At 69.4% G+C, this 20,471-nt stretch carries 17 protein-coding genes, 1 tRNA gene and 1 pseudogene; 8 read left to right on the forward strand and 11 right to left on the reverse strand.

The features are described from left to right. Window positions 1-70: 70 nt before the first annotated feature. From clpP to CKO43_RS04340, 5 genes are all read right to left on the reverse strand, one after another. Entirely contained in the window at window positions 71-679 is a 609-nt protein-coding gene (gene clpP / locus CKO43_RS04320) for an ATP-dependent Clp endopeptidase proteolytic subunit ClpP (protein WP_275951993.1), read from the reverse strand. A 14-nt stretch (window positions 680-693) separates the two neighbouring features. Beyond that, the gene (tig, locus tag CKO43_RS04325; protein ID WP_200229966.1) at window positions 694-2,004 is read right to left on the reverse strand and encodes a trigger factor; all 1,311 of its coding nucleotides are present in this window, start codon (window positions 2,002-2,004) and stop codon (window positions 694-696) included. A 29-nt stretch (window positions 2,005-2,033) separates the two neighbouring features. Further along, window positions 2,034-2,120: transfer RNA gene (locus CKO43_RS04330), tRNA-Leu, on the reverse strand. 125 nt (window positions 2,121-2,245) lie between these two features. Further along, window positions 2,246-5,401 carry an efflux RND transporter permease subunit gene (locus CKO43_RS04335; RefSeq protein WP_200377942.1) on the reverse strand — a complete coding sequence of 1,052 codons (3,156 nt, stop codon included), beginning with the start codon at window positions 5,399-5,401 and terminating at the stop codon, window positions 2,246-2,248. Then, entirely contained in the window at window positions 5,401-6,486 is a 1,086-nt protein-coding gene (locus tag CKO43_RS04340; protein ID WP_200377943.1) for an efflux RND transporter periplasmic adaptor subunit, read from the reverse strand. The genes CKO43_RS04335 and CKO43_RS04340 overlap by 1 nt, the downstream gene beginning before the upstream one ends. 96 nt (window positions 6,487-6,582) lie before the next feature. On the opposite strand from CKO43_RS04340, the gene hpnC reads away from it, so the two are divergent. The 4 genes from hpnC to CKO43_RS04360 all read left to right on the forward strand — a co-directional run bounded on the left by hpnC (window position 6,583) and on the right by CKO43_RS04360 (window position 10,363). After that, window positions 6,583-7,413 carry a squalene synthase HpnC gene (gene hpnC / locus CKO43_RS04345; RefSeq protein ID WP_200377944.1) on the forward strand — a complete coding sequence of 277 codons (831 nt, stop codon included), beginning with the start codon at window positions 6,583-6,585 and terminating at the stop codon, window positions 7,411-7,413. Then, entirely contained in the window at window positions 7,410-8,258 is an 849-nt protein-coding gene (gene hpnD / locus CKO43_RS04350; protein WP_200377945.1) for a presqualene diphosphate synthase HpnD, read from the forward strand. Before hpnC ends, hpnD begins: the two co-directional genes overlap by 4 nt. 7 nt (window positions 8,259-8,265) lie before the next feature. Further along, window positions 8,266-9,528, forward strand: coding sequence for a hydroxysqualene dehydroxylase HpnE (gene hpnE / locus CKO43_RS04355; protein ID WP_346728205.1), 1,263 nt, complete (start codon window positions 8,266-8,268; stop codon window positions 9,526-9,528). A 67-nt stretch (window positions 9,529-9,595) separates the two neighbouring features. Beyond that, window positions 9,596-10,363 (forward strand): IclR family transcriptional regulator, encoded by a 768-nt coding sequence (locus tag CKO43_RS04360; RefSeq protein ID WP_200229960.1) that lies wholly within the window; start codon window positions 9,596-9,598, stop codon window positions 10,361-10,363. Window positions 10,364-10,382: 19 nt separating this feature from the next. Here CKO43_RS04360 and pbpG read toward each other — a convergent pair whose 3' ends face one another. From pbpG to CKO43_RS04390, 6 genes are all read right to left on the reverse strand, one after another. Then, the gene (gene pbpG / locus CKO43_RS04365; protein ID WP_242481051.1) at window positions 10,383-11,432 is read right to left on the reverse strand and encodes a D-alanyl-D-alanine endopeptidase; all 1,050 of its coding nucleotides are present in this window, start codon (window positions 11,430-11,432) and stop codon (window positions 10,383-10,385) included. A 218-nt stretch (window positions 11,433-11,650) separates the two neighbouring features. Continuing rightward, entirely contained in the window at window positions 11,651-13,192 is a 1,542-nt protein-coding gene (locus CKO43_RS04370; RefSeq protein ID WP_200377948.1) for a 2-isopropylmalate synthase, read from the reverse strand. Between the two features lie 201 nt (window positions 13,193-13,393). Further along, window positions 13,394-14,230 carry a CDP-diacylglycerol--serine O-phosphatidyltransferase gene (gene pssA, locus CKO43_RS04375; protein WP_200229954.1) on the reverse strand — a complete coding sequence of 279 codons (837 nt, stop codon included), beginning with the start codon at window positions 14,228-14,230 and terminating at the stop codon, window positions 13,394-13,396. Window positions 14,231-14,463: 233 nt separating this feature from the next. Then, window positions 14,464-15,480 (reverse strand): ketol-acid reductoisomerase, encoded by a 1,017-nt coding sequence (gene ilvC, locus CKO43_RS04380; protein WP_200229952.1) that lies wholly within the window; start codon window positions 15,478-15,480, stop codon window positions 14,464-14,466. A 94-nt stretch (window positions 15,481-15,574) separates the two neighbouring features. Further along, complete coding sequence (ilvN, locus tag CKO43_RS04385; protein WP_200229949.1) at window positions 15,575-16,066, reverse strand: acetolactate synthase small subunit; 492 nt, start codon at window positions 16,064-16,066, stop codon at window positions 15,575-15,577. A gap of 163 nt (window positions 16,067-16,229) precedes the next feature. Beyond that, a complete protein-coding gene (locus CKO43_RS04390; RefSeq protein ID WP_200229947.1) occupies window positions 16,230-18,002 on the reverse strand; it encodes an acetolactate synthase 3 catalytic subunit in 1,773 nt (590 codons plus the stop codon). 251 nt (window positions 18,003-18,253) lie between these two features. On the opposite strand from CKO43_RS04390, the pseudogene CKO43_RS04395 reads away from it, so the two are divergent. From CKO43_RS04395 to CKO43_RS04410, 4 genes and pseudogenes are all read left to right on the forward strand, one after another. Further along, a pseudogene (locus CKO43_RS04395) lies at window positions 18,254-18,823 on the forward strand (RNA polymerase sigma factor); the annotation flags it as partial. Beyond that, entirely contained in the window at window positions 18,820-19,242 is a 423-nt protein-coding gene (locus CKO43_RS04400) for a DUF3619 family protein (RefSeq protein WP_200229943.1), read from the forward strand. The pseudogene CKO43_RS04395 and the gene CKO43_RS04400, both read left to right, overlap by 4 nt. Continuing rightward, on the forward strand, window positions 19,239-19,940 hold the full coding sequence (locus CKO43_RS04405; protein WP_200377950.1) for a DUF3106 domain-containing protein: 702 nt from the start codon (window positions 19,239-19,241) through the stop codon (window positions 19,938-19,940). The genes CKO43_RS04400 and CKO43_RS04405 overlap by 4 nt, the downstream gene beginning before the upstream one ends. A 9-nt stretch (window positions 19,941-19,949) precedes the next feature. Next, window positions 19,950-20,471 (forward strand): RDD family protein, encoded by a 522-nt coding sequence (locus CKO43_RS04410; RefSeq protein WP_200377951.1) that lies wholly within the window; start codon window positions 19,950-19,952, stop codon window positions 20,469-20,471.

Here is a 20,471-nt window from a genome sequence, read left to right on the forward strand (position 1 = left end):
CCATCATAGACCAACTGCCGCCACCCGCTGGGCGGCGAAAAGGAGGCCTTTTACGGGGTTCGGAAGCGCGTCAGACGCGCTTTTCGAGGACTTGGTCGATGAGACCGTAGTCCTTGGCCTCGCCGGGCGAGAGCCACATGTCGCGCTCCATGTCGGCCGCGATCTTGTCGATCGACTGGCCGGTGCGCTCGGCGTAGATCCGGTTGAGCTGTTCGCGCGTCTTGATGATCTCGCGCGCCTGGATCTCGATGTCGCTGGCCTGCCCCTGGGCGCCGCCCGAGGGCTGGTGGATCATCACGCGCGAGTTCGGCAGCGCGAAACGCTTGCCCTTGGCGCCTGCCATCAGCAGGAAGCTGCCCATGCTGGCAGCCATGCCCATGCACAGCGTCGAGACCTCCGGCTTGATGAAGTTCATCGTGTCGAAGACCGACAGGCCCGCGCTGACGCTGCCGCCCGGCGAGTTGATGTACAGGAAGATGTCCTTGTCCGGGTTCTCGGACTCCAGGAACAGCAGCTGAGCGCAGACGAGATTCGCGACCTGGTCGTTGACAGGACCGACGAGGAAGACGATCCGCTCGCGCAGCAGGCGGCTGTAGATGTCGTAGGCGCGCTCACCGCGCCCGGACTGCTCGATGACCATGGGCACCATGCCCAGGCCGGTCGTCTCGATCACGCTCATAGGGTGCTGTTTCCTCAGGCTGCGGCCATCAATTCATCGAACGGTAGCACCTTGTCCGTGACCTTGGCCTTCGCCAGGATGAAGTCGGTGACGTTGTTCTCGATGACCACCGCCTCGACCTCGGCCATGCGCTGGCGGTCACCCAGGTACCAGCGCATCACCTCGGTCGGCTTCTCGTAGCTCTGGCTGAGCTCTTCGATGTGGGCGCGCAGCTGGTCGGGCTGGGCTTGCAGGTTGTTGGTTCGCACCAGCTCGGCGACGATCAGGCCCAGGCGCACGCGGCGCTCGGCCTGCGGGCGGAACAGGTCCTCGGGGATCGGCGCGTTGTCGGCGTCCTTGACGCCGCGCTGCTTCAGGTCGGCGCGCGCGCCGGCCACCAGGCGTTGCAGCTCGTTGGCGATCAGCGCGTTCGGCAGGTCGAGCTCGGCCGACTTGGCCAGTGCCTCCATCGCCGCGGCCTTGTTGCGGGCGCGCACGCGGAACTTGACCTCGCGCTCGAGGTTCTTTTTCACGTCGGCGCGCAGCGCCTCGACGGTGGCTTCCTTGATGCCCAGCGCCTTGGCGAAGTCGTCGTCGACCGCCGGCAGGTTCTGGACCTCGCACTTCTTCATCGTGACGAGGAAGTCGGCTTCCTTGCCGGCGACGTCCTGGCCGTGGTAGTCGGCCGGGAACTGCAGCGGGAAGGTCTTGTTGTCGCCGACCTTCATGCCGCGCACGGCCTTGTCGAACTGCTCCAGCATCTGGCCTTCGCCGATGATGAACTGGAAGCCTTCGGCCTTGCCGCCGGCGAAGGGTTCGCCGTCGATCTTGCCTTCGAAGTCGATCGTCACGCGGTCGCCCTCGGCGGCGCCTTCGGCGGCCGGACGCTGGGCGAAGGTGCGGCGCTGCTTGCGCAGGATCTCGACGGTGCGGTCGATGGCCTCTTCGGTGACGTCGGCGGCGACGCGCTCGACCTCGGCTTCGGCCAGGTCACCGAGCTTGACCTCGGGATAGACCTCGAAGGTGGCGTCGAAGGCGATCTCGCCTTCGGTGGCTTCGTCCTTCTGCGTGATGCGCGGCGCGCCGGCGACCCGCAGCTTGGCTTCGGTGGTGGCATCGGCGAAGGCCTGGCCGACGCGGTCGTTGACGACCTCGTACTGGACCGAGTAGCCGTAGCGCTGGGCGACGACGGACATCGGCACCTTGCCCGGACGGAAGCCGTCGGCCTTGACGGTGCGGGCCAGCTTGCGCAGCCGGGCTTCGACTTCGCCGTTGATGACGCTGGCGGGCAGCGTCAGGGTGATGCGGCGTTCCAGTTTTTCGAGGGTTTCGACGTTGACGGCCATGTGGGGCTCTCTAGGCTTCAAGAATTGTCTGGTGCGCGGGGCCGGACTCGAACCGGCACGCCCGTGAAGGCGTCAGGACCTAAACCTGGTGCGTCTACCAATTTCGCCACCCGCGCGGTCAGAACGTCGGCCGGACGACGAGGTGGAAATGAAAGGAATCCACCCTGCCGTCGATCGCCGTTCCCGGATAACTCGATCGGTAAACCGCGCATTCTAGCCGGCAGCCGCGAGCGCACCGCGTTCACGGGCCCACGGGCGGCTCGCGCCGCACCCGGAACCAGGCCGCGTACATCGCCGGCAACGCCAGCAGCGTGAGCACGGTGGCGACGATCAGCCCCCCCATGATCGCCACCGCCATCGGCCCCCAGAAGGTGCTGCGCGACAGCGGGAGCATCGCCAGCACCGCCGCCGCGGCTGTCAGCACGATGGGCCGCAGCCGCCGCACCGTCGCCTCGATGATCGCGTCCCATGCCGGCACGCCGCGCGCCCGGTCCTGCTCGATCTGGTCGATCAGGATCACCGAGTTGCGCATGATCATGCCCATCAGCGCGATCACGCCGAGCAGCGCGACGAAGCCGAAAGGCTGGCCCAGCAGCAGCAGCGCCGCGGCCGCGCCGGCGATGCCCAGCGGGCCGGTGAGGAACACCAGCATCGAGCGGCCGAAGCTGCGCAACTGCAGCATCAGCAGCGTGAAGATGATGAACAGCATGATCGGCACGCCGGCGACGATCGAGGCCACGCCCTTGCTGCTCTCGGCGACGCTGCCGGCGACCTCGATGCGGTAGCCCGGCGGCATGCGCGTGCCGAGTTCGTGCATCGCCGGCTCCAGCTGCGCGCTGACGGTGGCACCCTGCATGCCCTCGGCGACGTCGGCCTGCACCGTGGCGGCGTAGTCGCGCCCTTGGCGGTGCAGCACGCCGGGCTCCCAGTCCAGCCGCACCTGCGCCACCTGGGTCAGCGGCACCGAACGCCCGCTCGCCGTCTGCACGTAGGCGCTGGACAGGTCGGCGATGGCGTCGCGTTCACCCGCCGGCAGGCGCAGCACGACGTCCACCAGCTTGTCGCCTTCGCGGTACTGGGCGACGGTGCTGCCCGACAGCAGGGTCTGCGAGGTCTGGGCGACGAGCTGGCTGGTGACACCGAGCGCGCGCGCCTTGTCCTGGTCGATTTCCAGGCGCAGCACCTTGATCGCCTCGTTCCAGTCGTCGTTGACGCCGCGCGCGTGCGGGTTGGCGCGCAGGATCTCCTTGGCCTGGTCGGCCCAGCGGCGCACCTCGGCGGCGTCGCTGCCGATGACGCGGAACTGCACCGGGTACGCCACCGGCGGCCCGTTGGGCAAGGCGGTGATGCGCGAGCGTACCTCGGGGAACTCGGCCGCCAGCAGCGCCGGCAGCTCGCGCCGCAGCGAGTCGCGCTCGTCCAGGCTGCGCGGCACGACGATCGCCTGGCTGACGTTGCTGTTCGGGAAGATCTGCTCCAGCGGCAGATAAAAGCGCGGCACGCCGGCGCCGACCCAGGTGCTGACGCTGGCGATGCGATCGTCCTGCAGCAGCCGCGCCTCGACGCGGCGCGCGACCTCGTCGCTGGCGCGGATCGTCGAGCCCTCGGGCAGCCACAGGTCGACGAGCAGCTCGGGCCGCGCCGACTCCGGGAAGAACTGCTGCTGCACCCGCGTCATGCCGAAGACGCCCAGGCCGAACGAGGCCACGGTGACGGCGATCGTGATCCAGCGGTGCGCGACGCACCAGCCCACCGCGGCGCGAAAGCGCTCGTAGAACGGGCTGTCGAAGAGTTCGTGCGGCTCGCCGTCGGCTGCCGGCGCCCGGCTGCGCGTGTGCAGCAGCCAGGCGCCCAGGTAGGGCACGAAGAACACCGAGACGATCCACGAGATGACGAGCGCGGCGGTGGTCACCGCGAAGATCGCGAAGGTGTACTCGCCGGTCTCGGACTGCGCCAGCCCGATCGGCAGGAAGCCGGTGGCGGTGATCAGCGTGCCGGTGAGCATCGGCATCGCGGTCAGCTCGTAGGCGAAGGTGGCGGCACGCGCCTTGTCGTAGCCCTCCTCGATCTTTCGCACCATCATCTCGACGGCGATGATGGCGTCGTCGACCAGCAGCCCGAGCGCGATGATCAGCGCGCCCAGCGACACCTTGTGCAGGCCTATGCCCCAGTAGTGCATGGCGACGAAGGTGATCGCCAGCACCAGCGGGATCGTGATCGCCACCACCAGCCCCGGCCAGACGTCCACACGCAGCGGCCGGGTGTGCAGCCCCAGGCTCAGGAAGCTGACCGCCAGCACGATGACGACGGCCTCGAGCAGCACGCCGACGAACTCGCCGACGGAGTCGGACACGACCTGCGGCTGATCCTGGATCTGCGCGAGCTCGATGCCCACCGGCAGTTCGGCCTGCAGCTCGGCGACCGCGGCGCGCAGCGCCTTGCCGAGCGCGATGACGTCGCCGCCCGAGGCCATCGACACCCCCAGCGCCAGCACCTGGCGGCCCTGGTGGCGCACCATCGTCGTCGGCGGGTCGACGTAGCCGCGGCGAACCTCGGCGATGTCCTGCAGCCGGATCGTGCTCGAGCGCCCGGTCGCGGTGTTGAGCGCGCGGATCGGGAAGCGCCGCAGCTCGTCCACCGAGTTGAACTGGCCGCCGACCCGCAGCTGCAGCTGCTCGCCGCCGACGTCGAGCCGGCCCGCGCCCTCGACCGCGTTCTGCGCACCGAGCTGGGCGATGACCTGGTTCACGTCCAGGCCGAGCTCGGCCATGCGCTTGCGCGAGACCTCGACGAAGATGTTCTCGGGCTGGGCGCCGAAGATCTCGACCTTGGCGACGTCGTGCACCCGCAGCAGGCGCTGGCGCGCGTCGTCGGCGAACTCGCGCAGTTCCTCCTGCGAGAAGCCGTCGGCCGAGATCGCGAAGATCGAGCCGTAGACGTCGCCGAAGTCGTCGTTGAAGACCGGCCCGACCACGCCCTCGGGCAGGGTCGAGCGCATGTCGCCGATGCGCTTGCGCACCTGGTACCAGGCGTTGCGCACCTCCGCCGGCGGCGAGTTCTCGGCCAGGAACAGCGTCGTCACCGACTCGCCCGGCTTGGTGTAGCTGCGGATGCGGTCGGCGTACGGCACCTCCTGCAGCGTGCGCTCGATCTTGTCGGTCACCTGCTCGGCGATCTGCTCGGCGCTGGCGCCAGGCCACCAGGCCTGCACGACCATCGCGCGGAAGGTGAACGGCGGGTCCTCGTCCTGGCCGAGCTGGAAATAGGCGGCGATGCCCAGCGCCATCAGCACCACCATCAGGTAGCGCGTCAGCGGCGCGTGCTCCAGCGCCCAGCGGGAAATGTTGAAACGCTCGCGCCGCCCGTCGGGCGCGGCTTCGTGGGTTGCGGGTTCCATCAGCGTGCCGGGTCCTGGTACAGGCGCACCTTCTGCCCGGGCTTGAGCACGTGCACGCCGGCCACGACAACCACCGTGCCCGGCGCCAGCCCGCCGCCGACGACCAGGTCGTCACCGTCGCTGCCGGCGACCTCGATCGCACGCGGCTGCACCGTCATCGTCGTGCGGTCCAGCACCCAGACCGAGCTGCGCCCTTGCTCGCGCACCACCGCCGCCAGCGGCAGCTTGGTCACACCCTCGACCCGCGGCTGCTCGACGATCACGGTCGCGGTCTGGCCCAGCTGCATCTCGGCGCGGCCGACGTCGGCCTTGACGGCGAAGGTGCGCGTCACCGGGTCGGCGGCGGCGGCGACCTCGCGCACCGTCGCCGGCGCCGTGTCGGTACGGCCCCACAGCCGCACCCGCACGGCGCCCGGCTGGCCCTGCATCGCGCGCAGGCGGCCGACCTCGTCTTCGGGCACGGCGAAGCTGACGTCGCGCGCGCCGTCGTGCGCCAGGCGCAGCACCGGCGTGCCGGCGGCCAGCACCGCGCCGGGTTCGGCCAGCACCGCGGTGACGACGCCGGCGGCCGGCGCGTGCAGGTCGCTGTAGGCGGCCTGGTTGGTCTGCACGCCGGCCTGGGCGCGCGCCTGCTCGAACTGGGCGCGGGCCGCCTTCAGCGTGGTCTCGCGCCGGTCGAGCTCGGCGGCGCTGATGAAACCCTGCTCGTAGAGCTCGCGGAAACGCTTGAAGTCGGCATCGGCCATCTCGGCGTTGACCTGGGCCGAGCGCACCGTCGCCAGCGCCGCGGACTGGGCCAGGCGCAGGTCCTCGGGGTCCAGCTGGGCCAGCAGTTCGCCGCTGGCCACATGGCGGCCGACCTCGGCCTGGCGCCGCACCAGCTTGCCGCCGACGCGGAACGCGAGCTGCGACTCGGTACGCGCCTGCACCTCGGCGGCGAACTCCTGCACGCCGCCGGCGCTGCCGGCAGTCACGACGAGGGTGCGCACCGCACGTACGGGCTCGGGCGGCGGCTCGGGCCGCGAACAGGCCGCCAGCGTGGCCGCCGCCAGCAGCGCGGCCGGGAGAGATCGGGACAGGATCATGGCTGGCAGTTAATGACTCATTGGTCATTAATGTAGTCACGCGCCTCCACCGGTGTCAAACCAGTGGCCCGCCACGAACCGTGACAATCGGCGCCCGTGAGCGTCGATCATTACGAGAACTTCCCTGTCGCCTCGGTGCTGTGCCCGCCGGCGCTGCGTCCTGCTGTCGTGGCCATCTACCACTTCGCGCGCACCGCCGACGACATCGCCGACGAAGGCGAGCTGACCGCCGCCGCGCGCCACGAGGCGCTGGCGGCCTATCGCGCCGACCTCGCCGCGGTCGTGCAGCGGCAGGCGCCCAGCACACGCTGGACACCGGTGTTCGCGCGGCTGGCCGCGGCCATCGAGCGCTACGCCCTGCCCCCGGTCTGGCTGCACAAGCTGCTCGACGCCTTCGTGCAGGACGTGGACAACCCGGTCTACGCCGACCGCGGCCAGGTCCTCGACTACTGCCGCCGCTCCGCCGACCCGGTCGGCCGCCTGCTGCTGCATCTGTACGGCGTGAACGATGCCGACTCGCTGCGCCGCGCCGACGCCGTCTGCACGGGGCTGCAACTGGCCAATTTCTGGCAGGACCTGGGCCTGGACGCGTCGCGCGGCCGCGTCTACCTGCCGCGCGACGAACTCGCCGCCGCCGGGATCACGATCGAGGACGTGCTCGCGCGCCACGACTCGCCGGCGCTGCGTGCGCTGCTGCGTGATCTCTGCACGTGGGCGCAGGAACTGCTGGAACAGGGCATCCCGCTCGCGCGCCGCGTGCCGGGCCGAGCCGGCTGGGAGCTGCGCCTCGTGGTGCAGGGCGGCCTGCGCGTTTTGGAGAAAATCGGCCGCATGAATCATGCGACGATGCTCTCGCGCCCGAAGCTGGGCGCCGCCGATCTGCCGGTGCTGCTGTGGCGCGCGGCGACGATGCGCGGGGCGCGATGACGCCGGCCGAGTACGTCCAGAAGCGTGCCGCCGGAAGCGGCTCCTCGTTCTATTACGCCTTCCTGTTCCTGCCGCCGCCCGAGCGTGCCGCGATCACCGCGTTCTACGCTTTCTGCCGCGAGGTCGACGACGTCGTCGACGAGATGCAGGACCCGTCGGTGGCCGCGCGCAAGCTGCAGTGGTGGCGCGAGGAGGTGCAGTCCGCCTACGCCGGGCAGCCGACGCACCCGGTGACGCAGGCGTTGATGCCCTTGGCGCCACGCTTCACGATCGAGGCCGCGCATCTGCTGGCAGTCATCGAGGGCTGCCAGATGGACCTGGACCAGACCCGCTTCCTCGACTTCGCAGCGCTGCAGCGCTACTGCCACCTGGTGGCCGGCATCGTCGGCGAGGTCGCGGCCAACATCTTCGGCCGCAGCAGCGAGCGCACGGTGCAGTACGCGCACAAGCTGGGCCTGGCGATGCAGCTGACCAACATCATCCGCGACGTCGGCGACGACGCGCGCCGCGGCCGCATCTACCTGCCGGTGTCGGAGCTGCAGCGTTTCGACGTCAAGGCGCACGAGATCCTGAAGCGCGAATCGCCCTGGGGCTACAGCGACCGTTTCACCGCGCTGATGCGCTTCCAGGCCGAACGTGCGCACGCCGCCTACGACGAGGCGCTGGCACTGCTGCCCGAGGCCGACCGCGCGAAGCAGAAGACCGGGCTGATGATGGCCAACATCTACCGCACGCTGCTGCGCGAGGTCGAGGCGGGCGGCTTCCAGGTGCTGCACCAGCGCACCTCGCTGACGCCGCTGCGCAAGCTGTGGATCGCCGCCCGCACCCACGTGCGTGGCCGCTGAAGCCGCGGTGGACACACGCCGCGTCGCCGTCGTCGGCGCCGGCTGGGCCGGCCTGGCTGCCGCCGTGCGCCTGTGCGAGGGCGGCGCTGCCGTCACCGTCTTCGAGATGGCGGCGCAAGCCGGCGGGCGCGCCCGCAGCCTGGGCGGCGACGACGGCCTGGACAACGGCCAGCACATCCTGATCGGCGCCTACACGCGCACGCTGGCGCTGATGCGCACGGTCGGTGCCGACCCCGACACGCTGCTGCTGCGCACGCCGCTCGTGCTGCGCCGCGCCGACGGCAGCGGGCTGGCGCTGCCGCCGGGGCCACCGGTGGTGGCGTTTCTGCGCGCGGTCGCCGCCGCGGGCGGCTGGAGCTGGCGCGACAAGGCCTCGCTGCTCGCGGCGGCGGCCGTCTGGGCGGCACGCGGCTTTCGCTGCGACGCGGCGACGACGGTGGCCACGCTGTGCCGCGGCCTGACGCCGCGCGTGCGTGCCGAACTGATAGACCCGCTGTGTGTCGCGGCGCTGAACACGCCGGCCGCCGAAGCGAGCGCCGCGGTGATGCTGCGTGTGCTGCGCGACGCACTGTTCAGCGGCCCCGGCTCGGCCGACCTGCTGCTGCCGCGGCGGCCGCTGGGCGAACTGCTGCCCGAGCCGGCCCAGGCCTGGCTGTCGGCACGCGGCGTCGACTGGCGCCGCGGCCACCGCGTCGCCGCGCTCGAGCGCCGTGACGGCGGCTGGCGCGTCGACGGCGAAGCCTTCGACGCGGTGGTGCTCGCCAGCAGCGCGGCCGAAGCGGCCCGGCTGGCGGCAGCCGTCGACGCCGGCTGGAGCACCACCGCCGCCGAGCTGCGCTACGAACCGATCGTCACCGTCTACCTCGACGCCCCCGGCACCGCCCTGCCCTGGCCGATGACGACGCTGCACGAAGGGCCGGACACGCCGGCGCAGTTCGCTTTCGACCACGGGCAACTCGGCGGCCGGAACGGACGCTCGGCCTGGGTCGTCAGCGGCGCCCGGCAGTGGACGGAGCGTGGGCTGGACGCCTGCGCCGCCGCGGTGCAGGCGCAGGCGCGGCCATTGCTGCCGCACGCGACGGTGCGGCGCACGCTGGCCGAGAAGCGCGCCACCTTCCGCTGCACGCCGGGCCTGCAGCGGCCGGCGGCGGCCATCGCCCCGGGCCTGTGGGCCGCGGGCGACTATGTCGAAGGCCCCTATCCGGCGACGCTGGAAGGCGCGGTGCGCGCCGGCGAAGCCGCCGCGCGAGGCATCTCCGCAACGGCTTGACCATCTCGACACGCAAACAGCCCTTCCGCGATGCAAAATCGCGCGATTCAATCCGGCCGTCGCATTCATGAGTCTCAAGGAACAGCAGACCCCGACCATCCAGGTCCTGGAGCGCACGTTCGCGCTGCTGGACATGCTGGCCGCTCATCCCGACCCGGTGTCGCTGAAGGAGATCAGCGAGCGCACCGGGCTGCACCCGTCGACCGCGCACCGCATCCTGAACGACCTGACGATCGGGCGCCTGGTCGACCGCCCGCAAGCCGGCAGCTACCGCCTGGGCATGCGGCTGCTCGAACTGGGCAACCTCGTGAAGGCGCGCCTGGACGTGCGCGACGCAGCGCTGGCGCCGATGCGAGAGCTGCACAAGCTGACGCACCAGCCGGTGAACCTGTCGGTGCGCCAGGGCGACGAGATCGTCTACATCGAACGGACCTACAGCGAACGTTCGGGCATGCAGGTCGTGCGCGCCGTCGGCGGCCGCGCGCCGCTGCACCTCACCTCGGTGGGCAAGCTGTTCCTGGCCCACGAGGACGTGCAACGCGTGCGTTCGTATGCGACGCGCACCGGCCTCACCGGCCACACGCGCAACAGCATCACCGACGTCTCCCGCCTCGAGCGAGAACTGGCCGCGGTGCGTGCCCAGGGCTGCGCGCGCGACGACGAGGAACTGGAACTGGGCGTGCGCTGCATGGCCGCCGGCATCTACGACGACCAGGGCAAGCTGGTCGCGGGCCTGTCGGTGTCAGCGCCGTCGGACCGGCTCGAGGAGACGTGGATGGACAAGGTGCGCCACACGGCGGAGCAGATCTCGTCGGCGCTCGGTTACCGCGGCTGACGCGGCCCGGGCGCGGCCGTCAGTTGTGGACGGCGGCCGGCGCCAGCGCCGATCCCAAGGCGGGGCCCGCCTCGCTCGTCAGCCACTTGCGGATGCGTTCGGCGTCGCCGATGCGCGAGTACTTCCCGGCGGAGTCGAGCAGGACCATGATGAGCTTGCGCCCGGCCAGGTGCGCCTGCATCACCAGGCAGCGGCCGGCTTCGGAGATGTAGCCGGTCTTCTGCAGGCCGATCTCCCAGCTGGGGTTGCGCACCAGGCCGTTGGTGGTGTGGAACTGCAGCTGGCGCCGCCCGACCGCGACACTGGCGTCGGTCGAGGTCGTCAGCTCGCGCAGGATCGGGTGCGAATAGGCGGCGTTCACGAGCACGGCGAGGTCGCGTGCGCTCGACTGGTTCTGGCTCGACAGCCCGGTGGGCTCGACGTAGCGCGTGTCGTGCATGCCCAGCAGCTGGGCCTTGGCATTCATCGCCTGGACGAAGGCCGGCAGGCCACCCGGATAGTGGCGACCGAGCGCATTCGCGGCGCGGTTCTCTGAGGACATCAGCGCCAGATGCATCATCTCGCCACGCGTCAGCTGCGTGCCGACCAGCAGGCGCGAGCTGCTGCCCTTTTCGGTGTCGACGTCGTCTTGCGAGATCGTCAGCACGTCATCCAGCGACTGATGCGCCTCGGTCACCACCAGGCCGGTCATCAGCTTGGTGATCGACGCGATCGGCAGCACGGCGTGCGGATTCTTGCTGAGCAGGACCTGGTTGGTGTCCTGGTCGACGACGAGCGCGACGCTGGACTTCAGGTCCAGGGGGTCGTCGGTGCGATGCAGGCCGTACTGCTGGCCGAAGGACGCCTTGGCGGGCTCGACCTGCACGACGACCGACTTGCGCGGGCTGACCTTGACCACGGTGCGAGCGCTCTCGACACGGGTACCGGTCTTGGCGGTCTTGACGACCCGCGTCTTGACCGGCGCCTTCGCGCTGCGGACTTTCTTCGCGCCGCCGGCGGGCTTGGCTGCCTTGGTGCTCTTGGTCTTGGATGGCTGGGTGCCGGTTGCCGCCAGCGACGCCGTCGGCATCACACTGCCTGCGATGAGAGCCGCCGCCATGAAGACGACCGCCGCGAGCCGCTGAGAACTACCGCCAAAACATCCCACTGATACAACCCCGCAGAGAATGCGCCAAAGTGTAGTGCACCTGAAGAATCTGCGCAAGATCAAGAACTTGCGCAGGATTCCTCAAGTACACGCCGACGGGCCCGCAACAGGACCCGCGGCGCATGCCGACGGGTCTTCGTTCAGCTTTGCGCCGGGACCCGCTCGGCGTTGCTGCGCAGCTTGCTCAACGCCGACAGGTAGGCTTTCGCCGACGCGACGACGATGTCCGGATCGGCCCCCACCCCATTGACGATGCGCCCGCCGTGCTGCAGCCGCACGGTGACCTCACCTTGCGATTCTGTGCTGCCCGAGGTGATGGCATTGACCGAATAGAGCACCATTTCCGCGCCACTGCAGACCTTGGACTCGATCGCCTTGAGCGTCGCGTCGACCGGGCCGTTGCCCTGGCTCTCGACGCGGTGCTCGACGTCGCCGGCGGCGAACGCGATCGTCGCGTGCGGGCGCTCGCCGGTCTCGGAACGCTGCGCCAGCGACAGCAGGCGGTAGTGTTCCTGCGCGGCGGTGACGCTCTCGTCGCCGACGAGGGCGATGATGTCCTCGTCGAAGATCTCGCTCTTGCGGTCGGCCAGATCCTTGAAACGCGCGAAGGCGGCGTTGACCTCGGCCTCAGACTCCATCTCGATGCCGAGTTCCTGCAGCCGCTGCTTGAAGGCGTTGCGGCCCGAAAGCTTGCCGAGCACGATCTTGTTGGCGCTCCAGCCCACGTCCTCGGCACGCATGATCTCGTAGGTGTCGCGCGCCTTGAGCACGCCATCCTGATGGATGCCGCTGGCATGGGCGAAGGCGTTGGCGCCGACGATGGCCTTGTTCGGCTGGACGACGAAGCCGGTGGTCTGGCTGACCATGCGCGAGGCCGGCACGATCTGGCGCGCGTCGATGCCGACTTCGAGCCCGAAGTGGTCGCGGCGCGTCTTCACCGCCATCACGACCTCTTCCAGGCTGCAGTTGCCGGCGCGCTCGCCCAGGCCGTTGATCGTGCACTCGACCTGGCGCGCGCCGCCGATCTTCACGCCGGCCAGCGAGTTGGCGACGGCCATGCCCAGGTCGTTGTGGCAGTGCACCGACCAGACCGCCTTGTCGCTGTTGGGCACACGCTCGCGCAGCATGCGGATGAAGTTGCCGTAGAGCTCGGGGATCGCGTAGCCGACGGTGTCGGGGATGTTGATCGTCGTCGCGCCTTCGTCGATCACGGTCTCGACGACGCGGCACAGGAAGTCGGGGTCGGAGCGGTAGCCGTCCTCGGGACTGAACTCGATGTCGGCGCACAGGTTGCGCGCGAAACGCACCGCCAGCCGCGCCTGCTCGAGCACCTGCTCGCGCGTCATGCGCAGCTTCTTCTCCATGTGCAGTTCGCTGGTGGCGATGAAGGTGTGGATGCGCGCACGCGCCGCCGGCCGCAGCGCCTCGGCGGCACGCGAGATGTCGCGGTCGTTGGCACGCGCCAGCGAGCACACCGTCGATTCGCGCACCGCCTGGGCGATCGCGCGCACGGCCTCGAAGTCACCGTTGCTGGACGCGGCGAAACCGGCCTCGATCACGTCGACACGCAGGCGCTCAAGCTGACGGGCGATGCGCAGTTTCTCGTCGCGCGTCATTGACGCGCCGGGAGACTGTTCGCCGTCGCGCAGCGTGGTGTCGAAGATGATGAGCTTGTCGGTCATGGTCTTGCCTTTGCGAGGGTTTGGATTCGCAAGCAGCTTGTCGTGCAGAAATGAAAAACGGCCCGCTGCGTTGCGCTGGCGGGCCGTTGATCGGGAAAAGAATGGACGAAGACGATCAGCGCACCCGCGAATGCAGTAGCAGCGCTAGCAGGGAGAAGGCACGGATCGTCGTCACGCGGCGAATGTAGCACAGCGACCGGGTCACGGATGCAGGCCCTTCTCGTCCGGATCGTCGGTCGAAGTCGAGATCACGCTCGCCGGCTGACCCTTGAAGCGGCGCCAGGCGAAGACGAGGTAGCCCGACAGCCCGTAGGCGACGAAGATCGCGAAGAGCACACGCGGCGGGTCGAGCGCGATCAGCGCGATCACCAGCATCACCGCGACCAGCACGACGAAAGGCACGGTGCGCCGCCCGCCTATGGTCTTGAAGCTGTAGAACGGCGCGTTCGTCACCATCGACAAGCCGGCGTAGAGCGTGACGGCGAACGCCGTCCATTCCAGCCACGGGATCGAGTAGACGTCGCGATAGCCGGCGTCGTCGAAGACCCAGACCATGCCGATCACGAGCGCCGCTGCCGCCGGGCTGGGCAGGCCCTGGAAGAAGCGCCGGTCGACGACGCCGATGTTGACGTTGAAGCGCGCCAGCCGCAGTGCGGCGCCGGCGACGTAGACGAAGGCCGGGATCCAGCCGAGCTTGCCCAGGTCCTTCAGCGCCCAGACATAGACGATCAGCGCTGGCGCGGCACCGAAGGAGACCATGTCGGACAGGCTGTCCATCTGCTCGCCGAAAGCGCTCTGCGTGCGCGTCATGCGCGCGACGCGGCCGTCCATCGCGTCGAGCACGGCGGCGACGAAGATTGCGATCGCAGCGGCCTCGAAGCGGCCGTTGATCGCCATCACGACACCGTAGAAGCCGGAGAACAGCGCCGCCAGCGTGATCGCATTGGGCAGCACGTACAGGCCCCGGCGCGGCCGCCGCGTCGAGACGGCGTCGATCTCGGCGTCTTCGTCGCCGGAGTCCTGGGTATCGTCGGTCATCCGTTCGAGGATAACCGGGGCCGGGGCCGCGTGCGGCCCCGGGGACATCGGATGAACGGCGGGCCCCGGGGGCCCTGCCGTTCAAGGCCGCGTCAGTTGCGGGACTTGTCGACCAGCTTGTTGGCCTTGATCCACGGCAGTGGACGCCGTGGGAGCCGTCTGCGCCTGCGCGCAGACGGCCGGCGGCCACGGCCCCGCGTGTCTCGCACGCGGGGCTGCCGTTCAAGGCCGCGTCAGTTGCGGCTCTTGTCGACGAGTTTGTTGGCCTTGATCCACGGCATCATCGCGCGCAGCTTCTCGCCGACGACTTCGATCGGGTGCTCGGCGGTCAGGCGGCGGCGCGAGGTCAGCGTCGGAGCGCCGGCCTTGTTCTCGAGGATGAAGCTCTTCGCGTATTCGCCGGTCTGGATGTCCTTCAGGCACTGGCGCATCGCGTTCTTGGTGTCCTCGGTGACGACACGCGGCCCGGTCACGTACTCGCCGTATTCGGCGTTGTTCGAGATCGAGTAGTTCATGTTGCCGATGCCGCCTTCGTAGATCAGGTCGACGATCAGCTTGAGCTCGTGCAGGCACTCGAAGTAGGCCATCTCGGGCGCGTAGCCGGCTTCCACCAGCGTCTCGAAACCGGCCTTGATCAGCTCGACGGTGCCGCCGCAGAGAACCGCCTGTTCGCCGAACAGGTCGGTCTCGGTCTCTTCGCGGAAGCTGGTCTCGATGATGCCGGCCTTGCCGCCGCCATTGGCCGCGGCGTAGGACAGCGCCAGATCGCGCGCCTTGCCCGACTTGTCGGCGTGCACCGCGATCAGGTGCGGCACGCCGCCACCCTGCTTGTAGGTGTTGCGCACGGTGTGGCCCGGGGCCTTGGGCGCGACCATCCAGACGTCGAGGTCGGCGCGCGGCACGACCTGGTTGTAGTGGACGTTGAAGCCGTGGGCGAACGCGAGCGAAGCGCCTTCGCGGATGTTGGGCTCGACTTCGCTCGCGTAGACGCCGGCGATCTGCTCGTCGGGCAGCAGGATCATGACGACGTCGGCGGCCTTCACGGCCTCCGCGACCTCGGCGACCTTCAGGCCGGCGCCCTCGGCCTTGGCCCAGCTGGCGCCGCTGCGGCGCAGGCCGACGGTGACCTTGCAGCCGCTGTCGTTCAGGTTCTGGGCGTGGGCGTGGCCTTGCGAGCCATAGCCGATGATGGTGACGTTCTTGCCCTTGATGAGGCTCAGGTCGGCGTCCTTGTCGTAATAGACCTTCATTGGGTTCTCCGTTCTCTAGTCAGACGCCCGGCCGCTAATGGCCAGGCAGGTTTCCGGGCGATGGGCGGCCGCTGAGGGCCGCCGGGGCGCCGCCTCAGATTCGAAGGATCCGCTCGCCGCGACCGATGCCGCTGGCGCCGGTGCGCACAGTTTCGAGGATCGCCGCTCGGTCGATCGCGAGCAGGAAGGCGTCGAGCTTGCCCGAGTCGCCGGTCAGCTCGATCGTGTAGCTCTTCTCGGTGACGTCGATGATGCGGCCGCGGAAGATCTCGGCCATGCGCTTCATCTCCTCGCGCTCCTTGCCGACGGCGCGCACCTTGATCAGCATGAGCTCGCGCTCGACAAAGCTGCCTTCGGTCAGGTCGACGACCTTGACGACCTCGATCAGCCGGTTCAGATGCTTGGTGATCTGCTCGATGACCTCGTCGCTGCCGGTGGTGACGATCGTCATGCGCGACATCGACGGGTCCTCGGTCGGGGCGACCGTCAGGCTCTCGATGTTGTAGCCGCGCGCCGAGAAGAGCGCGACCACCCGCGACAGGGCGCCGGCCTCGTTCTCGAGCAGCACCGCGATGATGTGTTTCATGGTCTTCGTCCTGCGCGGATCCCCGAGCCGACGGCGGTAACCGCCGGCCCTTCACCACGCTGTTCGATCGGTTGATGGGGAATGCCGAAGCTGTAGCCGGAGTCGGCCGTGCCGGTCGGCGGCGGCGCGGTAACGCCGTCGCCGCCTGCGCGGCCCGCGCCGGTCACAGGTCTTCGGACTTGAGCTGCATCTCGCTGATGCCCTTGCCCGCATGGACCATAGGCCACACGTTCTCGGTCGGGTCGGTGCGCACGTCGACGAAGACGGTGCGGTCCTTGAGCCGCATCGCCTCCTTCAGCGCGCCCTCGACGTCGGCCGGCCGGTCGACGCGGATGCCGACGTGGCCGTAGGCCTCGGCGAGCTTGACGAAGTCGGGCAGCGCGTCCATGTAGCTGTGCGAGTAGCGGCCGCCGTAGATCAGCTCCTGCCACTGCCGCACCATGCCCAGGTAGCGGTTGTTCAGCGAGACGATCTTCACCGGCGTCTTGTACTGCAGGCAGGTCGACAGCTCCTGGATGCACATCTGGATCGAGCCTTCGCCGGTGATGCAGAAGACGTCCGACTCGGGCTTGGCGAGCTTGACGCCCATCGCGTACGGCAGGCCCACGCCCATCGTGCCCAGGCCGCCGGAGTTGATCCAGCGCCGCGGCTCCTCGAAACCGTAGAACTGCGCCGCCCACATCTGGTGCTGGCCGACGTCGGAGGTGATGTAGGCGTCGCGACCGCGCGTCAGGCGGGCCAGCGTCTGCACCACCATCTGCGGCTTGATCACGTCGTCGCTGGGCTCGTAGGCCAGGCACTCGAGCTTTCGCCACTCGTTGATCTGACCCCACCAGGACGAGATCGCGACCGTATCCGGGCGCGCATGCGACTCCTTGATCTGCGTGATCAGTTCCTGCAGCACGTCCTTGACGTCGCCGACGATCGGGATGTCCACGCGCACGCGCTTGGAGATCGACGAGGGGTCGATGTCGACGTGGATGATCTTGCGCTCGACCTGGGCGAAGTGCGCCGGGTTGCCGATGACGCGGTCGTCGAAGCGGGCACCGACCGCCAGCAGCACGTCGCAGTGCTGCATCGTCATGTTGGCCTCGTAGGTGCCGTGCATGCCGAGCATGCCGAGGAACTTCGGGTCGCTGGCGGGGATGGAGCCGAGGCCCATCAGCGTGTTCGTGACCGGGAAGCCCAGCAGGTCGGCGAGCTGGCGCAGCTCCTGCGACGCCTCGCCGAGCACGACACCGCCGCCGGTGTAGATGTAGGGGCGCTTGGCCTGCAGCAGCAGCTGCACGGCCTTGCGGATCTGGCCGCTGTGGCCCTTGCGCACCGGGTTGTACGAGCGCAGCTCGATGGTCTGCGGGTACTGGAAGGCGGCCGTGTTCAGCGACACGTCCTTGGGCACGTCGACGACGACCGGACCGGGGCGGCCGGTGCGCGCGATGTGGAAGGCCTTCTTCATCGTCGAGGCCAGGTCGCGCACGTCCTTCACCAGGAAGTTGTGCTTGACGACCGGGCGCGTGATGCCGACGGTGTCGCACTCCTGGAAGGCGTCCATCCCGATCGCCGAGGTCGGCACCTGACCGGTGATGATGACCATCGGGATCGAGTCCATGTAGGCCGTCGCGATGCCGGTGACGGCATTCGTGACACCCGGGCCCGAGGTGACGAGCGCGACGCCGACGTTGCCGGTGGCGCGGGAATAGCCGTCGGCGGCATGCACCGCGGCCTGTTCGTGGCGTACCAGGACGTGCTGGATGCTGTCCTGCTTGTACAGCGCGTCGTAGATGTAGAGGACCGAGCCGCCCGGGTAGCCCCAGAGGTACTTGACCCCTTCGGCCTGCAGGCAACGGACCAGGATTTCAGCGCCGTTGAGCACGGCGGGAGGAGAAGACGGTTGTGCCGATGCGGCACGCTTGACTTCCGCGGCGGAGATGTCCATTTCCGAACCTTTGCGAATTTCTCTGACGAAAATCCATCGGTGCTCCTCCTCGCGCCCTCGTGAGGCGGACTTGGAACTGCGCGCGGTCTGAGAACTGGCGTCCGGGTCGGACGCCGAGCGAGACCCAAAAGAGCGTTGTGCGACCGAGGATTATGCACCGGGGGCGCGCGCCGCCCCGGCGCGGTGCCTGCGGGGCCTGGGCGCGTGCATAATCCGCCGCGCCCGAACCGGGCGCCGCCCGTTCCGCCCCCGCGTTGGCATCCGACAAAGAACTCTCCGACTTCCTGAAGAGCGTCGAACGACGCGCGTTCAAGCGCGCGGCGTTTGCCGTTCGTGACGAGGATGCCGCGCTGGACATCGTCCAGGACGCGATGATCCGGCTCGCCGAGAAGTATCCGGACCGGCCGGCGTCGGAATTCCCGATGCTGTTCCAGCGCATCCTGTCCAACGCGACGATGGACTGGTTCCGGCGCCGCAAGGTGCGCAACGCCGTCGTCCAGAACATGTCGGACCTCGAAGGCGACGACGCCGACGGCGACTTCGACCTGCTCGAGACGCTGCAGGTTGCCGAGGACACGATGGGCACCGAAAGTGCCGCCGACGCGGTCTCGCGGGACCAGATCTTGCGTCATATCGAACACGAGGTGGCCGAACTGCCCGCCCGTCAACGCGAGGCCTTCCTGCTGCGTTACTGGGAGGAGTTCGACGTGGCCGAGACCGCGGCGGTCATGGGGTGTTCGGAGGGCAGCGTCAAGACCCACTGCTCCCGTGCCGTGCACGCACTGGCCAAGGCCCTTCGGCTCAAGGGAATCGCGCCATGACCAAGTCCACTTTCACCGACGCCGACGTTCTGCGTGCGCGCTTTGCGGCACGCATCGCGTCCGCACTGACCGAGCGTGCGGATGAACTGCCGCACGACCTGAACGAACGCCTGCGCGTGGCCCGCGAGCAGGCGGTCGCCCGGGCGCGCCTGGTGCGGCGAGAGGCGACGGCCGACGCGATCGTCTTCGTCTCGGGCGGTGTCGCCGCCCGTACCGGCCCGCGCTGGTGGCAGCGGCTGGCGGTCGTGCTGCCGCTGCTGGTGCTCGTCGCCGGGCTGGCGCTGATCCGCGAGCACAGCCTGCGCGAGCAGATCGTGGCCGCCGCCGACATCGACAGCGTGCTGCTGGCCGACGATCTGCCGCCGTCCGCCTACTCCGATCCCGGATTCGCCGAGTTCCTGAACACCCAGCAACCGTGATCCTGCGCCCGGTCGCCTTCGCCGCCCTGATCCTGTCGGCCGCGCTTGCCGCGTCTGTGCCCGCTCGGGCCGCCGAGTCAGGCCCCACCTGGAGCCAGCTGACGCCGGCGCAGAAGCAGGCGCTGGCGCCGCTGCAGAAGGACTGGCCGGCGATCGACCCGACCGGCAAGGACCGCTGGCTGACGGTGGCCGCGCGCTTCCCGAAGATGGGCGAGGCAGAGCGCAAGCGGGTGCAGGAACGCATGGGCGCCTGGACGCGGCTCAGCCCGAGCGAACGCGCCCAGGCACGGCTGCAGTTCCAGCAGGCGCGCCAGTACTCCGCCGAAGACCGCCAGGCCCGCTGGGAGGCCTACCAGGCGCTGCCCGACGACCAGCGCAAGAAGCTCGCCGAACGCGCCACCCCGAAACAACGGGCCGCATCGGGCCCGCGCGACGACGACGACGGCAAACCCAAGCGCAACATCGTCGCGCCGCTGCGCAAGCAGCAGGTGAAGGCGGTCGCGCCGGCGGTGATCCAGGCCGCGCCGGGCGCAACGACGACGCTGATGTCCTCGCCGCCGTCTTCGCCGGCCTACCACCAGTCCGGCATGCCGAAGATCATCGCGACCGACGGCTTCGTGAACCCGCAGACACTGCTGCCGCGGCGCGGCCCCCAGGGCGCTGCGGTACGCTCGCAGGCTGCTTCGGAACCGCGTTAGCCCCTTCGAATGATTTCTCTGCCCCCCGCCACGGGTGATCACAGCACCCCGGCGCTGGTTCGCCGTGTCGCCTGCTTCGTCTACGAGGGCGTGCTGCTCTTCGGCATCGTGATGGCGGCCGGCATCGCCTATTCGCTCGCGACCGACCAGCGCAGCGCGCTGCAGGGCCAGCTCGGGCTGCAGCTCTTCGTCTTCGCCGTCTTCGGCCTGTACTTCGTCTGGTTCTGGACACGCACCGGCCAGACGCTGGCGATGCAGACCTGGCACATCCGCCTGGTGCAGCGCGACGGCCAGCCGGTGGCGCTGGCGCGCGCCGTCGCGCGCTACCTCGTCTGCTGGGTCTGGTTCCTGCCGTGGCTGGCCATCGCCCATGTCGCCGGCCTGCGCAGCAACGGCGCCGTCTTCGGCCTGCTGTGCGCCGGCATCGCCCTGTGGGCGCTGTTGTCGCGCCTGCACCCGGACCGCCAGTTCTGGCACGACGCGCTCTGCGGCACGCGGCTGATCACCTGGCGCGCCAAACCCAAGGACTGA

This window comes from Rubrivivax gelatinosus, assembly GCF_016583785.1.
Lineage (GTDB): Bacteria > Pseudomonadota > Gammaproteobacteria > Burkholderiales > Burkholderiaceae_C > Rubrivivax > Rubrivivax gelatinosus_B.

Excerpts from the sequence above, each read along its gene's own strand:
- clpP (WP_275951993.1), bottom strand. The coding sequence starts at position 679 with ATGAGCGTGATCGAGACGACCGGCCTGGGCATGGTGCCCATGGTCATC.
- CKO43_RS04335 (WP_200377942.1), bottom strand. The coding sequence starts at position 5,401 with ATGGAACCCGCAACCCACGAAGCCGCGCCCGACGGGCGGCGCGAGCGT.
- CKO43_RS04410 (WP_200377951.1), top strand. The coding sequence starts at position 19,950 with ATGATTTCTCTGCCCCCCGCCACGGGTGATCACAGCACCCCGGCGCTG.
- CKO43_RS04400 (WP_200229943.1), top strand. The coding sequence starts at position 18,820 with ATGACCAAGTCCACTTTCACCGACGCCGACGTTCTGCGTGCGCGCTTT.
- pbpG (WP_242481051.1), bottom strand. The coding sequence starts at position 11,432 with ATGCCGACGGCGTCGCTGGCGGCAACCGGCACCCAGCCATCCAAGACC.
- pssA (WP_200229954.1), bottom strand. The coding sequence starts at position 14,230 with ATGACCGACGATACCCAGGACTCCGGCGACGAAGACGCCGAGATCGAC.
- CKO43_RS04360 (WP_200229960.1), top strand. The coding sequence starts at position 9,596 with ATGAGTCTCAAGGAACAGCAGACCCCGACCATCCAGGTCCTGGAGCGC.
- ilvN (WP_200229949.1), bottom strand. The coding sequence starts at position 16,066 with ATGAAACACATCATCGCGGTGCTGCTCGAGAACGAGGCCGGCGCCCTG.
- CKO43_RS04390 (WP_200229947.1), bottom strand. The coding sequence starts at position 18,002 with ATGGACATCTCCGCCGCGGAAGTCAAGCGTGCCGCATCGGCACAACCG.
- tig (WP_200229966.1), bottom strand. The coding sequence starts at position 2,004 with ATGGCCGTCAACGTCGAAACCCTCGAAAAACTGGAACGCCGCATCACC.
- CKO43_RS04370 (WP_200377948.1), bottom strand. The coding sequence starts at position 13,192 with ATGACCGACAAGCTCATCATCTTCGACACCACGCTGCGCGACGGCGAA.
- CKO43_RS04340 (WP_200377943.1), bottom strand. The coding sequence starts at position 6,486 with ATGATCCTGTCCCGATCTCTCCCGGCCGCGCTGCTGGCGGCGGCCACG.
- hpnD (WP_200377945.1), top strand. The coding sequence starts at position 7,410 with ATGACGCCGGCCGAGTACGTCCAGAAGCGTGCCGCCGGAAGCGGCTCC.
- ilvC (WP_200229952.1), bottom strand. The coding sequence starts at position 15,480 with ATGAAGGTCTATTACGACAAGGACGCCGACCTGAGCCTCATCAAGGGC.